Origin of the sequence: Streptomyces sp. NPDC047525 (assembly GCF_040643025.1) — a bacterium.
GTDB lineage: Bacteria > Actinomycetota > Actinomycetes > Streptomycetales > Streptomycetaceae > Streptomyces > Streptomyces durmitorensis.
The window spans coordinates 498,113-516,725 of sequence record NZ_JBEYTL010000002.1 but is presented as its reverse complement, the minus strand read 5'-3'; the positions used below and the strand labels follow the sequence as shown (position 1 = coordinate 516,725).

13 protein-coding genes and 1 pseudogene are annotated in these 18,613 nt (G+C 71.1%); 5 read left to right on the top strand and 9 right to left on the bottom strand.

Features of this window, described 5'->3' with window-relative positions; all coding sequences use genetic code 11:
* Window positions 1-35: 35 nt before the first annotated feature.
* From ABZ833_RS07230 to ABZ833_RS07210, 5 genes are all read right to left on the bottom strand, one after another.
* The gene (locus ABZ833_RS07230) at window positions 36-1,781 is read right to left on the bottom strand and encodes a GAF domain-containing protein (protein WP_361042272.1); all 1,746 of its coding nucleotides are present in this window, start codon (window positions 1,779-1,781) and stop codon (window positions 36-38) included.
* Window positions 1,782-1,908: 127 nt separating this feature from the next.
* Window positions 1,909-2,418, bottom strand: a complete 510-nt coding sequence (locus tag ABZ833_RS07225; RefSeq protein ID WP_361042269.1) for a flavodoxin domain-containing protein — start codon at window positions 2,416-2,418, stop codon at window positions 1,909-1,911.
* A gap of 121 nt (window positions 2,419-2,539) precedes the next feature.
* On the bottom strand, window positions 2,540-5,233 hold the full coding sequence (locus ABZ833_RS07220; protein WP_361042266.1) for a GNAT family N-acetyltransferase: 2,694 nt from the start codon (window positions 5,231-5,233) through the stop codon (window positions 2,540-2,542).
* A 291-nt stretch (window positions 5,234-5,524) separates the two neighbouring features.
* Window positions 5,525-5,713, bottom strand: coding sequence for a hypothetical protein (locus tag ABZ833_RS07215; RefSeq protein ID WP_361042264.1), 189 nt, complete (start codon window positions 5,711-5,713; stop codon window positions 5,525-5,527).
* Between the two features lie 5 nt (window positions 5,714-5,718).
* Window positions 5,719-6,294 carry a DUF5994 family protein gene (locus ABZ833_RS07210; protein WP_361042261.1) on the bottom strand — a complete coding sequence of 192 codons (576 nt, stop codon included), beginning with the start codon at window positions 6,292-6,294 and terminating at the stop codon, window positions 5,719-5,721.
* 296 nt (window positions 6,295-6,590) lie between these two features.
* Here ABZ833_RS07210 and ABZ833_RS07205 point away from each other — a divergent pair, with 296 nt between their 5' ends.
* Window positions 6,591-7,076 carry a DUF5994 family protein gene (locus ABZ833_RS07205; protein ID WP_361042258.1) on the top strand — a complete coding sequence of 162 codons (486 nt, stop codon included), beginning with the start codon at window positions 6,591-6,593 and terminating at the stop codon, window positions 7,074-7,076.
* Window positions 7,077-7,193: 117 nt separating this feature from the next.
* On the opposite strand, the gene ABZ833_RS07200 is transcribed toward ABZ833_RS07205, so the two are convergent.
* The 4 genes and pseudogenes from ABZ833_RS07200 to ABZ833_RS07185 all read right to left on the bottom strand — a co-directional run bounded on the left by ABZ833_RS07200 (window position 7,194) and on the right by ABZ833_RS07185 (window position 12,881).
* Entirely contained in the window at window positions 7,194-7,610 is a 417-nt protein-coding gene (locus ABZ833_RS07200; RefSeq protein WP_361043140.1) for a universal stress protein, read from the bottom strand.
* 79 nt (window positions 7,611-7,689) lie between these two features.
* Window positions 7,690-7,746 (bottom strand): annotated as a pseudogene (locus tag ABZ833_RS07195) (hypothetical protein); the annotation flags it as partial.
* Window positions 7,747-7,768: 22 nt separating this feature from the next.
* Complete coding sequence (locus ABZ833_RS07190) at window positions 7,769-10,414, bottom strand: cation-translocating P-type ATPase (RefSeq protein WP_361042256.1); 2,646 nt, start codon at window positions 10,412-10,414, stop codon at window positions 7,769-7,771.
* A gap of 82 nt (window positions 10,415-10,496) precedes the next feature.
* Window positions 10,497-12,881 (bottom strand): phosphoketolase family protein, encoded by a 2,385-nt coding sequence (locus ABZ833_RS07185; protein WP_361042253.1) that lies wholly within the window; start codon window positions 12,879-12,881, stop codon window positions 10,497-10,499.
* A 316-nt stretch (window positions 12,882-13,197) separates the two neighbouring features.
* On the opposite strand from ABZ833_RS07185, the gene ABZ833_RS07180 reads away from it, so the two are divergent.
* The 4 genes from ABZ833_RS07180 (at window position 13,198) to ABZ833_RS07165 (ending at window position 18,493) form a co-directional block, all read left to right on the top strand.
* The gene (locus tag ABZ833_RS07180) at window positions 13,198-14,088 is read left to right on the top strand and encodes a universal stress protein (RefSeq protein WP_361042251.1); all 891 of its coding nucleotides are present in this window, start codon (window positions 13,198-13,200) and stop codon (window positions 14,086-14,088) included.
* 350 nt (window positions 14,089-14,438) lie between these two features.
* Window positions 14,439-15,080 carry a hypothetical protein gene (locus ABZ833_RS07175; RefSeq protein ID WP_361042249.1) on the top strand — a complete coding sequence of 214 codons (642 nt, stop codon included), beginning with the start codon at window positions 14,439-14,441 and terminating at the stop codon, window positions 15,078-15,080.
* Window positions 15,081-15,329: 249 nt separating this feature from the next.
* Complete coding sequence (locus ABZ833_RS07170) at window positions 15,330-16,076, top strand: HAD-IA family hydrolase (protein ID WP_361042247.1); 747 nt, start codon at window positions 15,330-15,332, stop codon at window positions 16,074-16,076.
* Window positions 16,073-18,493, top strand: a complete 2,421-nt coding sequence (locus tag ABZ833_RS07165) for a glycosyl hydrolase family 65 protein (RefSeq protein ID WP_361042244.1) — start codon at window positions 16,073-16,075, stop codon at window positions 18,491-18,493. Before ABZ833_RS07170 ends, ABZ833_RS07165 begins: the two co-directional genes overlap by 4 nt.
* Window positions 18,494-18,613 lie beyond the last annotated feature (120 nt).

Here is an 18,613-nt window from a genome sequence, read left to right as displayed (position 1 = left end):
GTCCGGGCCTGCCGCCGGACCGCGCCCTTTCGCGGTCATCCTCCGGCAGCGGCGCCGTCCGCACTCACGGGAACCCGCCACACCAGTCGCGTGCCGCCGCCCTCCGGCCGTTCGTCGAGTGCCAGCGTTCCGCCGAGGGTGACGGCCCGCTCCTCGATGTTCTTCAGCCCGCTGCGCCCGACGCCACCCGGCACCCCGCAGCCGTCGTCCGTCACCGTGAGCGTCAACTCGCCCCTGGCGCACTGAAGTCGGACGTCCACCGCCTGTGCTCCGGAGTGCCGGGCCGTGTTGCTGAGCGCCTCGCCGAGGACCGCGACCGCATGGTCGGCGATGTCGCCGGGGACATCGGTCTCGACGAGCCCCTCGATGCGCAGCGCGGGCTGGAATCCGAGTGACGTGGCCGAGCCCCTCACCGTCTCGGAGACCCGGCCGCGCAAGCCGTCGCTCTCCCGCCCGCCCCCGCCGTGGGTGCGCAGTCCGAAGATCGTGGACCGAATGATCTTGATGGTGTCGTCGAGGTCGTCGACGGTCCGTGTCAGCCGCTCCATGCCCTCGGGGTGCTCCATGAAACGCTGGGTGCTCTGCAGGGTCATGCCGGCCGCGAAGAGCCGCTGGATGGCGATGTCATGGAGGTCGCGGGCGATGCGGTCCCGGTCCTGGAGCAGGGTGATCTGTTCCGCGTCGCGGCGCCGCTCTGCCAGCTCCAGCGCCAGCGCCGCCTGGTCGGCGAATCCGAGCAGCGGCCCGGAGTCCACGTCGCCGAACGGCGTACCGCCCGGCACGCGCCCCAGCAGCAACACGCCCCGCGCTTTCCCGCCGGCGCCGAGGGGCACCGCGACCACGGGTCCGAGGCCGGCCCACTGGGCTTCGCCTTCGCCCGTGCGGGAGTCGTGCTCGATGTCGGCGCTGACCACCGGCTCCATCGCGCCGAGTGCCGCTCCGACGAAACCGCCCCTGGCGGACAGCACCAGACCGCTGCGTTCCTCTCTGCCCAGGCCGACCGCCAGGGCAGGCCGCAGAGTCTCCTCGCCCGGTACGCGCTCCGCGATCAGCCCCATGTCGGCGGAGACTATCTTCCGGGCCTCGTCGACGATCAGTTCCATCACGTCCGCGCTCGGCGCACCGGTCAGGAGCATGCTGGTGACCTTGCCGCTGGCCCGCTGCCAGCGCTCGCGCAGTCTGGTCTCCTCGTACAGCCGTGCGTTCTCGATGGCCACTCCGGCGGCCACTGCCAGCGTCGACAGGACGGACTCGTCCTCTGCGTCGAATTCCCTGGCGCTGCGCTTCTCGGTGAGGTAGAGGTTTCCGAACACCTCGTGGCGTACCCGGATCGGTACGCCGAGGAAGGAGTGCATCGGCGGGTGGTTCGCCGGAAAGCCGTACGACGCCGGGTGCTCCGACAGCTCCGGCAGCCGCAGTGGCGCAGGGTGGCGGATCAGCTCTCCGAGGAGACCGTGCCCGCTGGGCAGCGCCCCGATCTCCGACCGCCCTTCTTCGCCGACGCCGACGGTCAGGAACTCGGACAGGTTCTGGTCACCGCCGATCACGCCCAGCGCTCCGTATTCGGCGTCCACCAGCACCACCGCGGCCTCGACGATGCTGCGCAGCACCTGCGGCAGGTCGAGTTCCCGTCCGACCGAGAGGACGGCCTCCAGGAGGCTGTGCAGGCGGTCCCGGGTGCCGCGGACCGCGTCGATGCGCACCTGCAGCTCGCCCAACAGTTCATCGAGCCGCAGTTTGGGCACGTGCTCCTCGGAACCGCCGCGTCCATCCCCGCTCATGACTTCCTCCGACCGACACAGCAGACAAGGCAGTTCGAACCGGTTCCTCGCTGTTCACCGTACTGTCCCGGGGGCATCGACATCGAGCGGGCCGAAGACAAGCTGCACGGGGCAAGGCCCGCATGGTTCAGCTCCCTTGGGGCTCGGCCGCGAATTCCGTGCCGATCCTCGTGGCCCACGCCTCGATCTGCCCGAAGTCGCGGAAGTCCCCGCCCCTTCCGGAGGAGACGATCTTCCGGGCCATGAATCCTGTCGCTCCCTCTTGGAGGCAGCCCCCGAACGTGATGTGTTCCCTGGCGCCGAGCCGGGCCATGGCGCGCTGCACACCGGGCACGGGCGGGATGTCCCGTTCCGAGGCCGTGGCGTCGAGCGGACCGCTGCTGAAGAACCACAACGGATGCCCTGCCAGCGCGCGGCCGTGGCGGCGGACGAAGCGGCGAGTGTCCCTGTGCCAGTGCCCCGCGTACAGCCCGCCACCCACCACCACGGCGTCGTACGACTCCACGTTCGTCACGGACCGGGCTGGTATCGCCTCGGCCGACACTCCCTCCTTGCGCAGGACTTCGGCGATGGTCTCGGCGATCCGCGCGGTCGAACCGTTCGTCGTTCCGTAGGCGACCAGCACTTTGCTCAGCATGACGGTGCGTCTCCTCTCACAGCTTTCGCAGCCATTGCCCGGTCACACCCTGCGAGGTTCGTCCGGCAGTGGTGTGGTCGGCGCGCACGGTGACCGGCGGCACGCATCAGTCTGTTCCTCCTCAGCGCAGTCGGCGCAGATAAGGGTGCTGAGCCCTGCGCGGCAGCAGGCGGACGCGTGCGTCGAGCACGCTGACGGCATCAGGCGTCGCGAGGACGGGGTTGAAGTCGGCTTCGGCGAGCTGCGGCAGGTCGCCCGCCATGCGGGACAGACGCAGGAGCAGCTGTTCGAGGCCTTCGAGGTCGACGGTTCCGCTGCCGCCCGCCCCGAACAGGAGCGGTGCGCACCGCGGGGCGGTGATCAAGTCGTGTACGTCGAGATCGGTCAGCGGGGCGAGGCGGGCGGCGTGGTCGGCCAGGACCTCGGCCACGGTGCCGCCGAGCCCGAACAGCACGAGCGGGCCGAAGACCTCGTCCTGCACGACTCCCGCGAACAGTTCGGTGCCGCGCGCGGCCAGCGGCTGGACGACCACCCCGGTCATCAAGCCCGCGAACCGTGTCTCGACGTCCCGGAAGGCGGCCCGGACTTGGGCTTCACCTTCGAGGTCGAGGTGCACGGCGTGCTGTTCGCTCTTGTGGAGCAGGCCTTGCCAGTGAGCCTTCAGGACCACTCGGCCGTCGGGGCCGCGCAGCCGTTCGGCTGCGATGACGGCGTCGTCCTCCGTCTGTGCCCAGGACCACGGGAGCTGGGGAATGCCGTAGCAGGTGAGGAGTTCGGCGCAGGTGCGCGGGTCGAGCCAGCCGCCGTCCGGGTGGGTGGCGAGGTACGTTTCGGCGACGGCGCGGGCCCGGGCCGTGTCGACCTGTGCGAGCTCCGGGAGCGTGCCCGCCGCCCTGCTCAGCCACGCCGCGCGGTGAGCGGCGTGGGCCAGCGCGCGTGCTGCCGCACCGGGTTCGGCGTACGAGGGGATCGAACCGCCCTCGGTGGCCGGCAGCAGCCTGACGGGCAGGTCCTGCTCCAGGCGTACGACGGCGACCGGAAGGGCGCGGCGTGCGGGGCCGCTGGTGAGGGCCCGCACGAGGTCGTCGCCGGTCGCGGCCGCGACGGCCGTGGGGACGAGGGTCAGCAGGACGGTGTCGATACCCGGGTGCCGCATGATCCGGTCCACGCAGTTCCCGAGTTGCTCCTCCGTGACGGCGGCGGTGACGTAGACGGGGTTGCCCGCGGTGGCACCGTCGGGCAGTACGGCAGACAGGCTTTCGATCACCGAGGGCGTGAGCGGCGGAAGCGAATGTCCCGCTTCCTCGCAGGCGTCCGCGGCCAGGACACCCGCGCCTCGCGCATTGGTGACGATGGCTACGCGGGTCCCGGCCGGCAGCGGCTGGGAGTGCAACAGGGCGGCGGTTTCGAGCAGTTCGCCCACCGAGCGGGTGGCGGTGATGCCGGACTGGGTGAACAGCGCCTGCCGGGTCATGGTCGGGTTCGCGGCGGCCGCGGTGTGCGAGGCGGCGGCGCGACGGCCGGCGTCGGTGCGGCCCGCGTCGACCGTCAGCACGGGCATGCGGCGGCTCACGCGCCGGGCGGTACGGGAGAACGCCCGCGGATTGCCGAAGGACTCCAGGTGCAGCAGGGCGAGTTCGGTGCGGTTGTCGCTCTCCCACCACTGGAGCATGTCATTGCCGCTGACGTCGTACTTGTCGCCGAGCGAGGCGAAGGACGAGACACCGATGCCGAGCCGGGACAGCCCGTCGAGCAGGGCGATGCCGACGCCGCCGGACTGCACGGCGACGCCCGCCGTGCCGGGGCGCGGATGATCTGCTGCGAAAGTGGCGTCGAGGGAGAGTGCCGGGTCGGTGTTGGTGATGCCGAGGCAGTTGGGTCCGACGAGCCGCATGCCGTAGGTGCGGCATGCGGCCATGAGGGCTTGGGCCTGCTGGCTGTCGAGGCCGGCCGAGACGACGAGCAGCGCCCGGACCCCGGCCTTGCCGCACTCCTCAGCGGTGTCGGGGAGGGCTGTCGCGGGCACCGCGAGGACAGCGAGGTCCGGGACCTTGGGCAGTGCGCTGACCGACGGGTAGGACGTGACGCCGAGGATCGACGTGGCACAGGGGTTCACCGCGAAGAGCCGCCGGGTGAAACCGCCCGCGTGCAGATGGTGCAGGAGAGCCCGCCCCACCGACCCCGGCCTGCGTCCGGCGCCGACCACCACGATCGCGTCCGGTCGCAGCAGCGGCTCCAGGCTGGCCACGTCGGCGGCTCGGCCGCGCGCCTCGACGGCCGAGAGATAGGCGTCGTCCTCGTCCAGTTCGATGGCGCAACGCACCTCCGGACCCTCGAAACGACGGGCGGTGCGCAGGCCCAAGTCCGCGAAGAGCTGAAGCACTGCATGGTTCTCGGAGAGCGCGTCGGCCGTGAACGTGGTGATGCCGTCCGCACGGGCGGCGGAGACGAGGTGCTCGACCAGGAGTGTGCCGACGCCCCGGTGGTGCAGTCCGTCGGCCACCGCGAGGGAGATCTCAGCTGTGGCCGCTTCGTCGCCGACCTCGTACTCGGCCAGGCCGATCACCTGGTCCTTCGACTCGGCCATCAGCGCCCGGTAGCCGGGACGCGGCGGCGTACAGGCCCGATCGGCGGCCATCGTGGCGGAACGCCGGCTCGCCGCGAAGAACCGCAGCCGCAGATTCTCCGCGGACATCTCCTCGTAGAACCCGTGCAATTGCCCGTGATCGCCCGGCCGCACGGGACGTATGCACACGGTGGTGCCGTCCGAGAGCAGGGCATGGGCCGTGGGTCGGCTGCGCGTGTCATGCGTCATCGTGGGTCTCCTCCAGGCCTTTAGCCACTCCGAGCATCCAGCGGATCGGGCAGTGATCCCATGGGCTGTCCGGGGCGCATTGGGGGCCGGTCGGCCCTGGAACCTGGTCCGCACGCGCGATGAGCCCAGGCCGACACCTGGCGGACATCAAAGGTGCGGGCCTGGGCCGGGCAGGGTGACGGTGTCGCCGGTGTACGGGTCGGCGTCCTCAGTCGTCGGCCACCAGCGTGGTCCGGAAGCCGCGTGTGGAGGCGCCCCCATACGCCGCCCAGTCGGAGAAGGGTCTGTTCCTCACCCTTCGGCATCAGCGCTGTGGGCTCGACGACCGGTGTCGTCCGGCAGACCGGGAGGTCTCGGCAAGGGGTCGCTGAAGTGGTGGGCAGCGATCCGTGCGTCGTGCTGGGCGTTGAGCAGGTGGATCAGGCGCATTCCGATGCCGATCGCGAGGACGATCACCGCGATGACGACGAGGGTCTCCACGGAGCTCACCTCCAGCCGTTTACGGACAGCGGGCGGGCGGTTCGCCCCATCGGGTTCCCGAAGGGGGACATGCAGGCCCCGCCTTCGCCCTCCCAGGTGGCTTCCCGGCGGACGGCGTCACTGATGCCACGCCCGATGACGGCGTCGTTGGCCATCAACACGCCCGCGGTGAGGACGCTGCCTGGTATCGCTGCGGCGGCCATCAGCCGGGCAGCAGCAGCGGGTGCGGTCTCGGGCGGGATGACGAGGAGATCCCAGCGCCCCACCGTGTAAGAGAGCAGGATGAGCTTGTCGGGATCCTGTTCCGTGAACCAGCCCACGTGCAGCCTGCGCCCGCCCACGGGCACCGTGTGCGGTACCACGGGCCAGCGGGTGGGGTTGACGGTGACGCGGGTGATGCGCCCCCAGGATTCCTCCAGGGCAGCGGCGAGCGGTGGGAGCTCCGCTTCGAGGTCGCGGGAGCAGGGCCACCAGGCCCCGTCCAGCTGGCCGCGCAAGGTGGTCTTCGGAGTGAGGGACAAGCGAGCCGGGAACTCTGCGTCGAGGTCGCGGGGCGCGGTCCGGTCAAGGGTCGTGGTCATGATGCGGACCTGCCCCCGGGCTGCCCGTCGGCAGCCCGATTCTTAGGCGATCGCCGGAAATGACACCCGCGTGAAAGCCGGTGTACGAAGTACTCCCAGTACTGTCACTGTACGCCCGATCGGTGCACTCTGACCGGGTTGACCAGGTATTTTCCGGCGGGCGATGGAGCGGGAGGCGGGAGTATCGTGAAACGAGGCGGGCTCGTGCACGTCGCCGCCGGGCACCGGCGTGGGCGTGGGCATGGGCGCCGGCTTGCGGCAGCGCACGGCCGCACCCCGTAGACGGGCGGACCGACATGGCTGACTCCGACATCTCCCACACGCCCCCACTGCTCCTGCCGGATGCGATCCACCAGGCGGTCAAACCCGGTACGGCCCTCCTGCGGCTGGAGACCACGCGATCCCGGGAGGGACTCCTCGACGGCGCGTGGTGGCCACGCACGCGCGACATCGAGACCGAGCTGCCCGCGCTGATCAGCGTGTTGACCGGGTACCTCGGGCCGATCACACGGGTGGGCGTGGACGCGTCCGCCTGGAACAGCCTCCCGACCCGCCTGGTCCTCGACGACCGGGTCGTGCACCTCGACTCCGACCCGGTCGGCGACGACACCATCCTCATCACCCGCGGCGACAACGACCACTTCGCCCTGCTGGTAGTTCCCCCGGACACCGCAGCCAACGCCGCCCGCGAAGCGATGGCCCGAGCTGTCCGCGCGGACAACATCACCCAGGCCGCCCAGATCCTCATCGCCACCACGCCCGAACCCGAGGCGTCGCCTTGACCGAGCCCAGGACTGATCCCCCCGGCCCGATTCACCTCCCCTGGGGGAGCCCGAAGAACTCCGGGCAGGCCGACTGCCGGACCCCCTCCCCCGCAACACCCGACGTACCTCGAAAGGTCAGCAGGCGCCCAACCTCGATGGCAGGACCGGGACGAGGACAGCGTGGCAGCGCGCATGGTGCAGGAGCGCATGGGTCACCGGGCCGAGTTGCATCCCCAGCGTGTACTTCCGGCGGTGCGTGGCGATGACCACGGCCTCACCCTTCGCGCCGGCGTCGATCAGTGCCCGAGCGGGGCCGACACGTACCGAGCGGTTGTCCAGTTGCACCAAGGGGTGCTCCTTGTGGAGTGGAGCCACGACCAGCTCGGTCGACGACTCCTCTCGCCGTGCGCGGGACTCGCGGTCGCTGTGCGTGCGGTCGTTCCGTCCGTAGGCCCAAGCGTGCACGACCGACACCCCGGCCTCTCGTGACCTGCACTTCCGGGGCCAGCGCCGCGACGTGCCGGGCGGCTTTCGCCAGGATGTCCGGCGCATCATCGTCCAGGGGCTCATACGCGCCGCCCCAGGGCCAGGCATGGACTATCTCGAGGGGCACCCGGCGGCGGTGCGCCTCCCCGGCCGCCTGTTGGAGTGCATGCGTCGCCGTACGGGATCCGTCCGTGCCGACCACGACGTGACCGTGCGGGCTCTCGCTACGTCGGCTCAATTCCTCTCCTTCTGACCGTGACAGCTGCCGTGGAGGAGTCCCCGGTGCTTTTCGCCAGGCGGCTTTCCGTGCGAGCAGCGGTGAAGGCGATGAGGCCGGCCGCAGCAGTGATGCCGATGTCCTGCCAGGACAGGGCCGAGGTGCCCAGGAGATGAGCGAGGAAGGGTACGTACACGGCAGCGGCGCCCAGAGCTGCCGCGGCCAGCACGGCGACCGGAAGGCTGAGGTTTCGGCGCGTCAGAACCCGCTCGCGCAAACCCAGTGCGACTCCGAGCTGGGCGGCCAGCAAGGACAGGAACAGCACCGTCTGCCAAGGGCCGCCGGTATGCCGGACCCAGAGACTGACGCCGAGACACACAGCCGTGACGAGGATCGACAGCCGCAGGACACGCTGCCACAGGCCGCCGCCGAGGACATGCTGCTGCGGGCGGCGGGGCGGGCGGTGCATCGCGTCGGGAGAGGAGGGTTCGGCTCCCATGGCCACCCCGGTCAGGCCGTGGGTGAGGAGGTTGATCCACAGGATCTGTCCGGCGCGCAGGGGCAGTGCCAGGCCGAACAGGGGGCCCAGGAGCATGATCAGGATCTCTGCCGCGCCTCCTGCCAGGGCATAGAGGAGGAAGCGGCGGATGTTGGCGTAGACCCGGCGTCCTTCTTCGACGGCCGCGACGACCGAGGTGAGTTCGTCGTCGGCGAGGACCAGGTCGGCGGCCTGACGGGCGACTTCGGTGCCCCGGCGGCCCATCGCGACGCCGATGTCGGCCTGGCGCAGTGCCGGGCCGTCGTTGACGCCGTCGCCGGTCATGGCGGTGACCTCGCCGCGTGCCTGCCACGCCCCGACGATGTCCAGCTTCTGCTGGGGCGAGGTCCGGGCGAAGACCCGGACTGCGGTGAGGTCGGGGACCTGCCCTGCCGCCAGTTCCCGGCCCGTCACCACCAGCCCCGGCTGCTCGGCTTCGTCGCGCTGCAGGATTGCGACGCGCACCGCGATGGCGCGGGCTGTCGCCGGATGGTCTCCGGTGATGAGGACGGAGGTGATGCCCGCGCTCCGGCAAGCGAGCACGGTCGCCTCGGCCGCCGCCTTGGGCGGGTCGCTGATGGCCGCAAGGCCCAGCAGTCTCAGGCCGCTTTCGCTCTTCTCCGCGGGGTCGGGCAGAGCGGTGCGGGAGCCCGCTGCCACCGCCAGGACGCGGTAGCCCTCGGCGGACAGGGCGGCCGCCTCCTCGCGTGCCCGCTGCAGCACCTCGGGCTCCTCGTCGAGCAGCGATGGCTCCAGCACGGCTTCCGGTGCGCCCTTGAGGCAGATGTCGATCGTTCCCGCCGGTGTGGTGTGGAGGGTGGTCATGCGCTTGCGGAGACTGTCGAAGGGGACTTCCCCGATCCGGGGCCGGGCGAGGATGAGGCCCTCCCGGGCGCAACCGGCCTTCGCGGCGCCGGTCAGCAGGGCGGCTTCCGTCGGATCGCCGAGGGCTGCCCACGGTGTGGCCGCCTCGGCGGGCGGGACCAGCGAGGCGTCGTTGCACAGCGCCCCCGTCACGAGGACTTCGCGTACGGCGTCAGCCAGGGCGGGAGTCGGAGGCAGACCGGCGTGCAGGAACTCGCCCACAGGTTCGTACCCGGTCCCGGAGACGGTGACGGTACCGAGGGGGGTCCAGACGCGTTCTAGGAGCATCCGGCCCTCGGTGAGAGTGCCGGTCTTGTCGGTCGCCAGGACGGTGACCGACCCCAAGGTCTCGACGGCGGAGAGACGGCGCACCACCGCGTTGCGGGCAGCCATCCGCCGCGCGCCCAGGGCCAGACCGAGGGTGACCACGGCCGGCAGTGACTCCGGGACGGCTGCGACGACAAGACTGATCGCGGTGACGGCCATGAGCTCCAGGGACTGACCGCGCAGCAGTCCGAGACCCAGGGCCAGGAGGCACAGCCCGACAGTGACAAGGGCCAGCACCTTCCCGAGCCCGGCCAGGCGTTTCTGAAGGGGAGTCAGCTGCTGCCCGGGATGCAGCGAGGCGGCGATCACGCCCAGGGCGCTGTGCGCTCCGGTCGCGGTGACCGTGGCCACGGCTCGGCCGCGCACCACTACCGTCCCGGCCTGCAGCCGTGCCGCATCCGGGTCCGTTCCATGGGCGTCCTTGTCGGCCGGGACGGATTCGCCGGTCAGGGTCGATTCGTCGACCAGGAGTGCGGCGGCCTGGCGGAGAGTGGCGTCGGCCGGCACGATGTCGCCCTCGCCGAGCATCAGGACATCGCCCGGAACGACGTCGGCGGAGGCGACTTCCTGCTCCGTGCCATCACGCCGGACGCGCGCGGTGGGGGCGGTCATGGCCAAGAGGGCGGCGACCGCGTTGTCCGCCCGTACCTCCTGCACCACCCCGACGGTGGTGTTGAACAGGACCACCACACTGATGATGATCGCGTCGGCGTAGTCCGCGGTGGCGACGGTCAGTGCCACCGCGGCCAGCAGCACGATGATCAGCGGGTCGCGGAGTTGCGCGGAGACGCGGGACCACAGGGAGATCGCGGCGGGCGGGGCAAGCGTGTTGGGGCCGCACTCGGTCAACAGCCGGGCAGCCCGTTCCCGGCTCAGGCCCGCTTCGTGGGTCGGGTCGGGGTGGACATCGGACGATACGGACACGACGGCTCCGACTGCTCTGGTTCCGGCTCACACGTTCTGTGACGGGGTGCGGTGACGGTGATGCGATATCCGTCCCTGGAGGTCAGTTGGTCCAGGTCCAGTCGCTGACCTCGGGGAGATCGGTGCCGTGTTCGCGGATCCAGGTGTGGTGGCGCAGTCGTATGTCCACCATCTCCTGGCGGACCGAGGCGGCCCGGACGGCGAGTCCGGGGACACGGTCGATGACGTCCATGACCAGCCGGTAGCGGTCGAGGTCGTTGCGCACCACCATGTCGAAGGGCGTGGTCGTCGTGCCCTCCTCCTTGTATCCGCGCACGTGCAGGTTCGCGTGCCCGGTGCGCCGGTAGGTGAGGCGGTGGATGAGCCACGGATAGCCGTGGTAGGCGAAGACGACGGGCTTGTCGGGGGTGAACAGGGCGTCGAAGTCCGCGCCTGACATTCCGTGCGGATGCTCCTCCTGCGGGAGCAGGCGGGCCAGGTCGACCACGTTGACGACCCGGACGGCGAGGTCGGGCAGGTGGTGCCGCAGGAGTTGGGCGGCGGCCACGACTTCCAGGGTGGGGACGTCCCCCGCGCACCCGAGGACGACATCGGGCTCTCCGTCGTGGTTCTCGCTGCCGGCCCAGTCCCAGATTCCCGCGCCGCGGGCACAGTGTCCACGGGCCTCTTCGAGCGTCAGCCAGTCGAAGCAGGGCTGCTTGCCTGCCACGATGACATTGACGTAGTCGCGGGAGCGCAGGACGTGGTCCGCCACGGACAGGAGCGTGTTGGCGTCCGGCGGCAGGTACACCCGTACGACCTCGGGTGACTTGTTGAGGACGTGGTCGATGAAGCCGGGGTCCTGGTGGGAGAAGCCGTTGCTGTCCTGCCGCCACACGTGCGAGGTGAGCAGGTAGTTGAGCGAGGCGATGGGACGCCGCCAGGGCAGACGCCGGGAGGTGCGCAGCCACTTGATGTGCTGGTTGACCATGGAGTCGACGATGTGGACGAACGCTTCGTAGCAGGAGAAGAGGCCGTGCCTGCCGGTGAGGAGGTAGCCCTCGAGCCATCCTTGGCAGGTGTGCTCCGAGAGGATCTCCATCACCCGGCCGTGCGGGTCCAGGTGCTCGTCGGTGTCCAGTGTCTGTGCCTGCCAGGCCTTGCCGCTCGCCCCGTACACGTCCTGGAGGCGGTTGGAGGCGGTCTCGTCCGGTCCCACGAGCCGGAAGTCCCGCCGCTGCGCGGTGTTCTCCATCACCGCTTCCAGGAGGCCGCCCAGGACCCGGGTGGGCTCGTGCAGGGTGGTGCCGGGTTTGTCGACGGGTACGGCGTGCCGGTCCAGCGGCGGGATCGGCAGGTCGTGGACGAGCAGCCCTCCGTTGGTGTGCGGGCTCGCGCCCAGCCGCCGTGTTCCGGCCGGTACGCATTCCAGTACGGCGTCGACGGGCCGTCCGGCCTCGTCGAAGAGTTCCTCGGGCCGGTAGGAGCGCATCCACTGCTCCAACTTGCGCAGGTGGTCGGGGTTTTCGCGCACCTCGCTCAGAGGGACCTGATGGGCGCGCCACGTCCCCTCGACCGGCAGCCCGTCGACCTCGGCCGGTCCGGTCCACCCCTTGGGTGTGCGCAGGACGATCATCGGCCAGCGGACGCGTTCGCTCACGCCTTCTTCGCGGGCTCGCCGCTGCGCGGTCCTGATCCGGTCGAGCGCGGTGTCCATCGCGTGCGCCATGGCGCTGTGTACCCGCAGCGGTTCGTCGCCCTCGACGTGCAAAGGCTCGTGCCCCACGCCCCGTAGGAAGTCGTCGAGTTCTTCCCTGGGCAGGCGTGCGAGGACGGTCGGGTTGGCGATCTTGTAGCCGTTGAGATGCAGGATCGGCAGGACGGCCCCGTCGTGGACGGGATCGAGGAACTTGTTGGAGTGCCACGAGGCCGCCAGCGGCCCGGTCTCTGCCTCGCCGTCGCCGATCACGCATCCGACGAGGAGATCCGGATTGTCCAGGGCCGCACCGTAGGCGTGGGACAGGGCGTACCCCAGCTCGCCGCCCTCGTGGATCGAGCCGGGAGTCTCAGGAGCCACATGGCTCGGCACACCACCGGGGAATGAGAACTGCCGGAACAGGCGGCCCATGCCGGCCTCGTCCCGGCTGACGTCCGGATAGGTCTCGGAGTACGTGCCCTCCAGCCAGGAATTGGCCAGGACGGCAGGGCCGCCGTGGCCGGGCCCCCAGACGCAGACGGTGTCCTGTCCGCGCTCGCGTGCCACGCGGTTGAGGTGCGTGTGCACGAGGTTGAGGCCGGGCGAGGTTCCCCAGTGCCCCAGCAGCCTGGGCTTGATGTGTTCGGGCCGCAGCGGCTCCTTGAGGAGCGGGTTGGACATCAGGTAGATCTGGCCGACGGCCAGGTAGTTCGCGGCCCTCCAGTGTGCGTCCAGCGACGCGAGTGCGGTGTCGTCGAGGTAGCGGGCGTCGTCCCGGGCAGGGCTGTCCATGTCTCGCTCCCTTGGCTGATGGCGAGCCGTTCCGGGCCGTCCGCCCCGCCGGTGGCAGGGGGCCTTTGGCCGGTGACGGTCGCCGCTCACCGCTCGGCCGTGAACGGTCGCCAACCGCGCTGACGACCATGGACGGACTCGCGCTGCCGCCCATCGTGGTCGCCGCGACGGGCGGCGGGAGAGGGGCCGTTCGGCCCCGAGCCGACGCCAGGTGGCCTCTCTTGTGTCACGGCCGCCGGTGCGAGGGTCGAACCGAACGAGCCTGTGCGAACCGAACGAGTCTGTGCAGAGCCACATCCAACAGGAGGCGAGCATCATGCTCCGTCCCGTCATCGTCGGCATCGACGGATCTCCCGAGAGCCTGGCCGCCGCCGGCTGGGCGGCGCGGGAGGCGCAGCGCCGTGACACGGCACTGCGCCTCGTTCACGCCTGGGCATGGTCCCCGCATCCCTCCGCCGCCGTCCCCTCGACGACCAGCCAGCGCCAGTGGGCGCAGCGCATCCTGCGCGAGGCCCGCGATCACCTCGGATCCCTGTATCCGCACCTGCAAGTCGAGGAAGCGCAGATTCCGGGACCCGCTCCGGCCGTACTCCTGGAAGCGTCGTCGCAGGGCGCGCTTCTTGTGCTGGGCTCACGAGGGCTCAACGGCTTCACCGGCTACCTCGCGGGATCGGTGAGCCTGAGCCTCACGGCGCGGTCCGCTACCCCCGTCGCCCTTGTGCGGGCGGGCGAACAGGCTTCGGACGCACACCAGTTGAACGTGGAAGGTCACAGTTCGACGGACACTCCGTACCGCGCTGTGCTGCTCGGAATCGACCTGGCACACCCCGGTGAGGAGGCCATCGCCTTCGCTTTCGAGGCGGCGCAGTCGCGCGGCGCCGCCGTGCAGGTCCTGCACGGCTACCGGCCGCCCTCGATCGCGGCGACGGGCCGGGGCGCCGGGGGTGGCCGCGAGGCGGCCGCAGAGCACGAGTCGGCCCTGGACGCGCTGGTGCAGCCGTGGCGGGCGAAGTACCCCCGCACGGCGGTGACGACCGCAGCGCTCAAGGGCCGTGCGCAGAGCCTGCTGCTGCACGCCGCGTCCGATGCCGGACTCCTCGTCCTCGGCCGGCGCGACCGGCCCCGCTCCGGCCCGTTCACGGGGCCGACGATCCACGCGGCGCTGCACCACGCCCGCTGCCCGATGGTCGTCGTACCGCACGCCTGACGGGGCGATCGTCATTCGGCCGACGCCTCGTCCGACGGGCATGTGCCGATGTCCAACTGCCCTGCACGCCGCGTCGGTCGGCGGACAGGGCGGAGGAGGGGGACATGCGGACGGCATCCGACCGGGCCGCCCGGGCAGCCGCGACCTCGACGTCACGCGCGGGGCGAAGAGAGCGGCCTCGATCGCTCTCGTGCGGGGCCCGTTGCGTTGGACCTGCCCCAACCGGCCCGCCGGGCAGGGACCTTCGGCGGGTGCCCGAGGACCGATCGGACCGGTCCCGGCGCCCGGACCCGGCGGACAGTCTGGACGGACTCACACAGTTCGCGTGACATGAGCAAGGGCGGGACACCATGGCACTGCACCAACGCCCCCGACGACGCACGGGCATCCGCTTTCCCGCTTCCCGCAGGGCCCCGGCGCAGGGTGCGGCGGCTGGCGGAACGGTCGCGCGTCTCGACGAAGCGGCCGCGCCCACCGTCGCTCTCGCACGTACCGCCGCCGTACTGCGCATCCTCACCGCGTTCACCTTCCTCTGGGCGTTCTTCGACAAGACCTTCGGCCTGAGCTACGCGACCGGGCATGGCAAGGGATGGCTCGACGGCGGTTCCCCGACGATGGGCTTCCTGAGCGGCGTCTCGGCCGGGCCGATGGAGGGCACCTTCCATGCCTGGGCCGGTGATGTCTGGGCGGACTGGGCCTTCATGCTCGGCCTGCTGGGCGTCGGCGTCGCGCTGGCCAGCGGTGTCGCGCTACGGCTCGCGGCACTCGCCGGAACGGCCATGATGGCCCTGATGTGGGTGGCGGAATGGCCTCCGGCCCAGCACCTGTCCGACGGCTCGCCCAGCATGTCGACGAATCCGCTCGTCGACTACCACGTGTTGTACGCAGCCGTCCTCGTCCTGCTCGCCGTGGCACTCGCCGGGCGCACCTGGGGGCTCGGTGGCGCATGGGCTCGGCTGCCCCTCGTACGCCGACACCGCTGGCTCCTCTGACCCGCCGCCACCCCGCCGCTCCGCCACCCCGTCGCTCCGCCACCAGCGCTCGATCCCTCGCGTCGCCACCCGCTCCTGCCTCGCGAGCGCCCGGAGCCCGTCGATCACAGGAGAACCGTCATGAGCGCACACCCGCGGACCACAGCGGAGAACCCCCGCGGCAACGCCACCGCCGATCCCGGCCCCGCTGCCGCCGATGGAGGCCACGCGTCCGCTCGAGACCGTTCGCGCCTCCCCGTACTGCGAGACATGAGTGCCGTCGTGTTCGACACCGACGGCGTCATCACCGACTCCGCGCGGCTCCACGCCGCCGCCTGGAAGACCGCCTTCGACGCATGTCTGCGCGCACACCCCTCACGGGGCCCAGGGCCCGAACGGCCCTTCGACCTTCCCGCTGACTACCTGCGCTACGTGGACGGCAGATCGCGGCTCGACGGTGCCGCCTCGTTCCTCGCCTCGCGAGAGCTGCGGCTCCCGGCAGGCAGCCCCGACGACCTCCCGGGAACGGGCACCGTGGGGGCGGTCGCCGCCCGCAAGGAGCAGCTCTTCGTGGAGCGCCTGAGCCAGGGCCGCATCGAGGCGTATCCCGGAACGGTCCGGCTGTTACGGATACTGCACGCCCGCGGCGTGCCGATGGCCGCCGTCTCCGCCTCCCGTCACGCAGGCGAACTGCTGCGGGGCGCCGGGGTGTTCGAGCTCTTCGCGGCCCTGGTGGAAGGCGCGGAGGCGGCCCGGCTTGCGCTGCCGGGCAAGCCGGATCCCGCTCTGTTCCTGGAGGCGGCCCGCAGGCTCGGCACGCCGGTGGAGCACACCGCGGTGGTGGAGGACGCCCTGGCGGGGGTCGAGGCAGGTCGCCGCGGCGGGTTCGGGCTCGTGATCGGCGTGGACCGTACCGCGGGTCCGGGCACGGGCGCCGCGCTGCTGGGACACGGCGCCGACGTCGTGGTCACGGACCTGGCCGAACTGTTCGGCGACGGCGGGGAGACGCGGCCATGACGGGATGGACCTGGGAGTACCACGGGTACGACCCGGCGTCGGAACGCCTGCGCGAGGCACTCTGCACGCTGGGCAACGGATACTTCGCCACCCGCGGTGCCGCGCCCGAGTGCCCGGCCGGCGACGCCCACTACCCCGGCACGTACGCCGCGGGCTGCTACGACCGGCTCACTTCCACGGTGGCCGGCCGGCAGGTCGAGAACGAGGACATCGTCAACCTGCCCAACTGGCTCCCTTTGCGCTTCAGGATCGACGCGGAGAGCGCGGAGAACGCGGAGAACGCGAAAAGCACCGACGCACCCTGGCTCACGCCGGACAGCGCAGCGCTGCTCGACCATCACCAGCGCCTGGACCTGCGCGCGGGGACCCTGGAACGCACCATGCGCTACTCGGTCGGGGGTGAGCGGGTGCTGTCCGTGCGACAGCTGCGGCTCGTCCACATGGCGGACCCGCATCTCGCCGCGCTGCGCACCGAGTTCACCGCTGAGGGATGGGCGGGCAGCGTGGAGGTAGAGGCGGCCCTGGACGGGGCGGTCACCAACCACGGCGTCGCCCGCTACCGGCAGCTCGACGGCCACCACCTCACAGACGTCCGCACCGGGCGCGGCACACCGGACTCCGCCTGGCTGACCTGCCGCACCCGTACGTCCGCGATCCGCGTCGGCATGGCCAGCCGTGTGACCGCCGACGGCCCCGTCGAACGCCGCCACACCGAGCCTCGCGCCCTACGGGTCACCCAGTCCCTGCGCCTCTCCCTCGCGCCCGGCCGTCCGACCACCGTCGACAAGGTCGTGGCTCTGCACACCTCACGCGACCCCGCCATCAGTGATCCACTGCACGCCGCCGTCGACAGGGCAGGCCGGGCACCGGGATTCGAGACGCTCCTCATCTCGCACCGCGCGGCCTGGCTGCGCCTGTGGAACAGCGCAGAGCTGGACGTACCGGGGAAGTCGGGCGGCATCCTGCGCCTGCACCTGTTCCACATCCTGCAGACGCTCTCCCCGCACACGGCCGACCTCGATGTCGGGGTGCCGGCCCGCGGCCTGCACGGGGAGGCCTACCGGGGCCACATCTTCTGGGACGAGCTCTTCGTCCTGCCCTATCTGAACCTGCACTTCCCCCAGATCTCCCGTGCCCTGCTCACCTACCGCCACCGGCGCCTCGAACAGGCACGGAACGCGGCCTCCGACGCCGGCCGGACCGGCGCCCTCTACCCGTGGCAGAGCGGGAGCGACGGTCGCGAGGAAACCCAGCAGGTACATCTCAACCCCCGCTCCGGACGATGGCTGCCCGACCACTCACGACTCCAGCACCATGTCGGATCGGCGATCGCCTACAACGTGTGGCAGTACTGCGAGGCCAGCGGGGACACCGAATTCCTGCACACCAAGGGCGTGGAGATGCTGACGGAGATCGCCCGCTTCTGGGCAGATCTCGCGACCTACGACGACAGCACCGGACGGTACCGGATCCTCGGCGTGGTCGGCCCCGACGAGTACCACGACGCCTGCCCCGGATCCTCGATGCCCGGTCTGGACGACAACGCCTACACGAACGTCACCGCCGCCTGGGTACTCGCCCGCGCGCTCGACGCGGTGCGCGCACTGCCACAGGCGCGCCAGGACGAACTACGCGAGCGAACCGGCCTCCAAGAAGCCGAACTGATCCGGTGGGACAAGGTGTCACGGAAGCTGCGGGTGGCCTTCCACGACGGAGTCATCAGCCAGTTCGAGGGCTACGGAACGCTCGCCGAGCTCGACTGGAGCGCCTACCGGGCGCGTTACGGCGACATCCGCAGGCTCGACCGAATCTTGGAGGCGGAGGGCGACACGGCCAACCGCTACCAGGCCTCCAAACAGGCCGACGTCCTCATGCTCGGCTACCTCTTCTCGCCGTCCGAACTGCGCCAGATCTTCGCCAGGCTGGGCTACGAACTGGACGACGCGCTGTGGGCGAGGACCGTCGACCACTACATGCGGCGTACGAGTCACGGCTCCACCCTCAGCGGTCTTGTGCACGGCTGGGTGCTTGCCCGCCTGCGACGCGAGGACGCCTGGACGTACGTCGAGGAGGTGCTGGCGGGCGATGTCGCGGACGTCCAGGGCGGCACCACGGAAGAGGGCATCCATCTCGGCGCCATGGCCGGCACCCTGGACCTGGTCCAGCGCGGGCTCACCGGCCTCGAGACGCGGGACGGAGCCCTGTGGCTCGACCCCGTCTCGCTGCCGCGACTCTCCGAATACGGCTTCTCCGTGCGCTATCAGGGGCATGAGGGGGTCACCGTGCAGGTACGGGCCGGAGAGCTCTCCATCAGCGCGCCCACCTCTGAGCGATCGCCGATCGACATCAGGCTTCCCACTCGTACGGTGTCCCTCGCCCCGGGCAAGAGCTGCTCGCTGCCGCTGCACGACCGGTGACGCACGCCTTCGACCGGACCCGGCGCACGGCGACGGCCGGGGCCGGGGCCGGGGCCGGGGCCGGGGCCGGGGCCGGGGCCGGGGCCGGGGCCGGTTGGAGACGGTGAGGGACCAACGGCC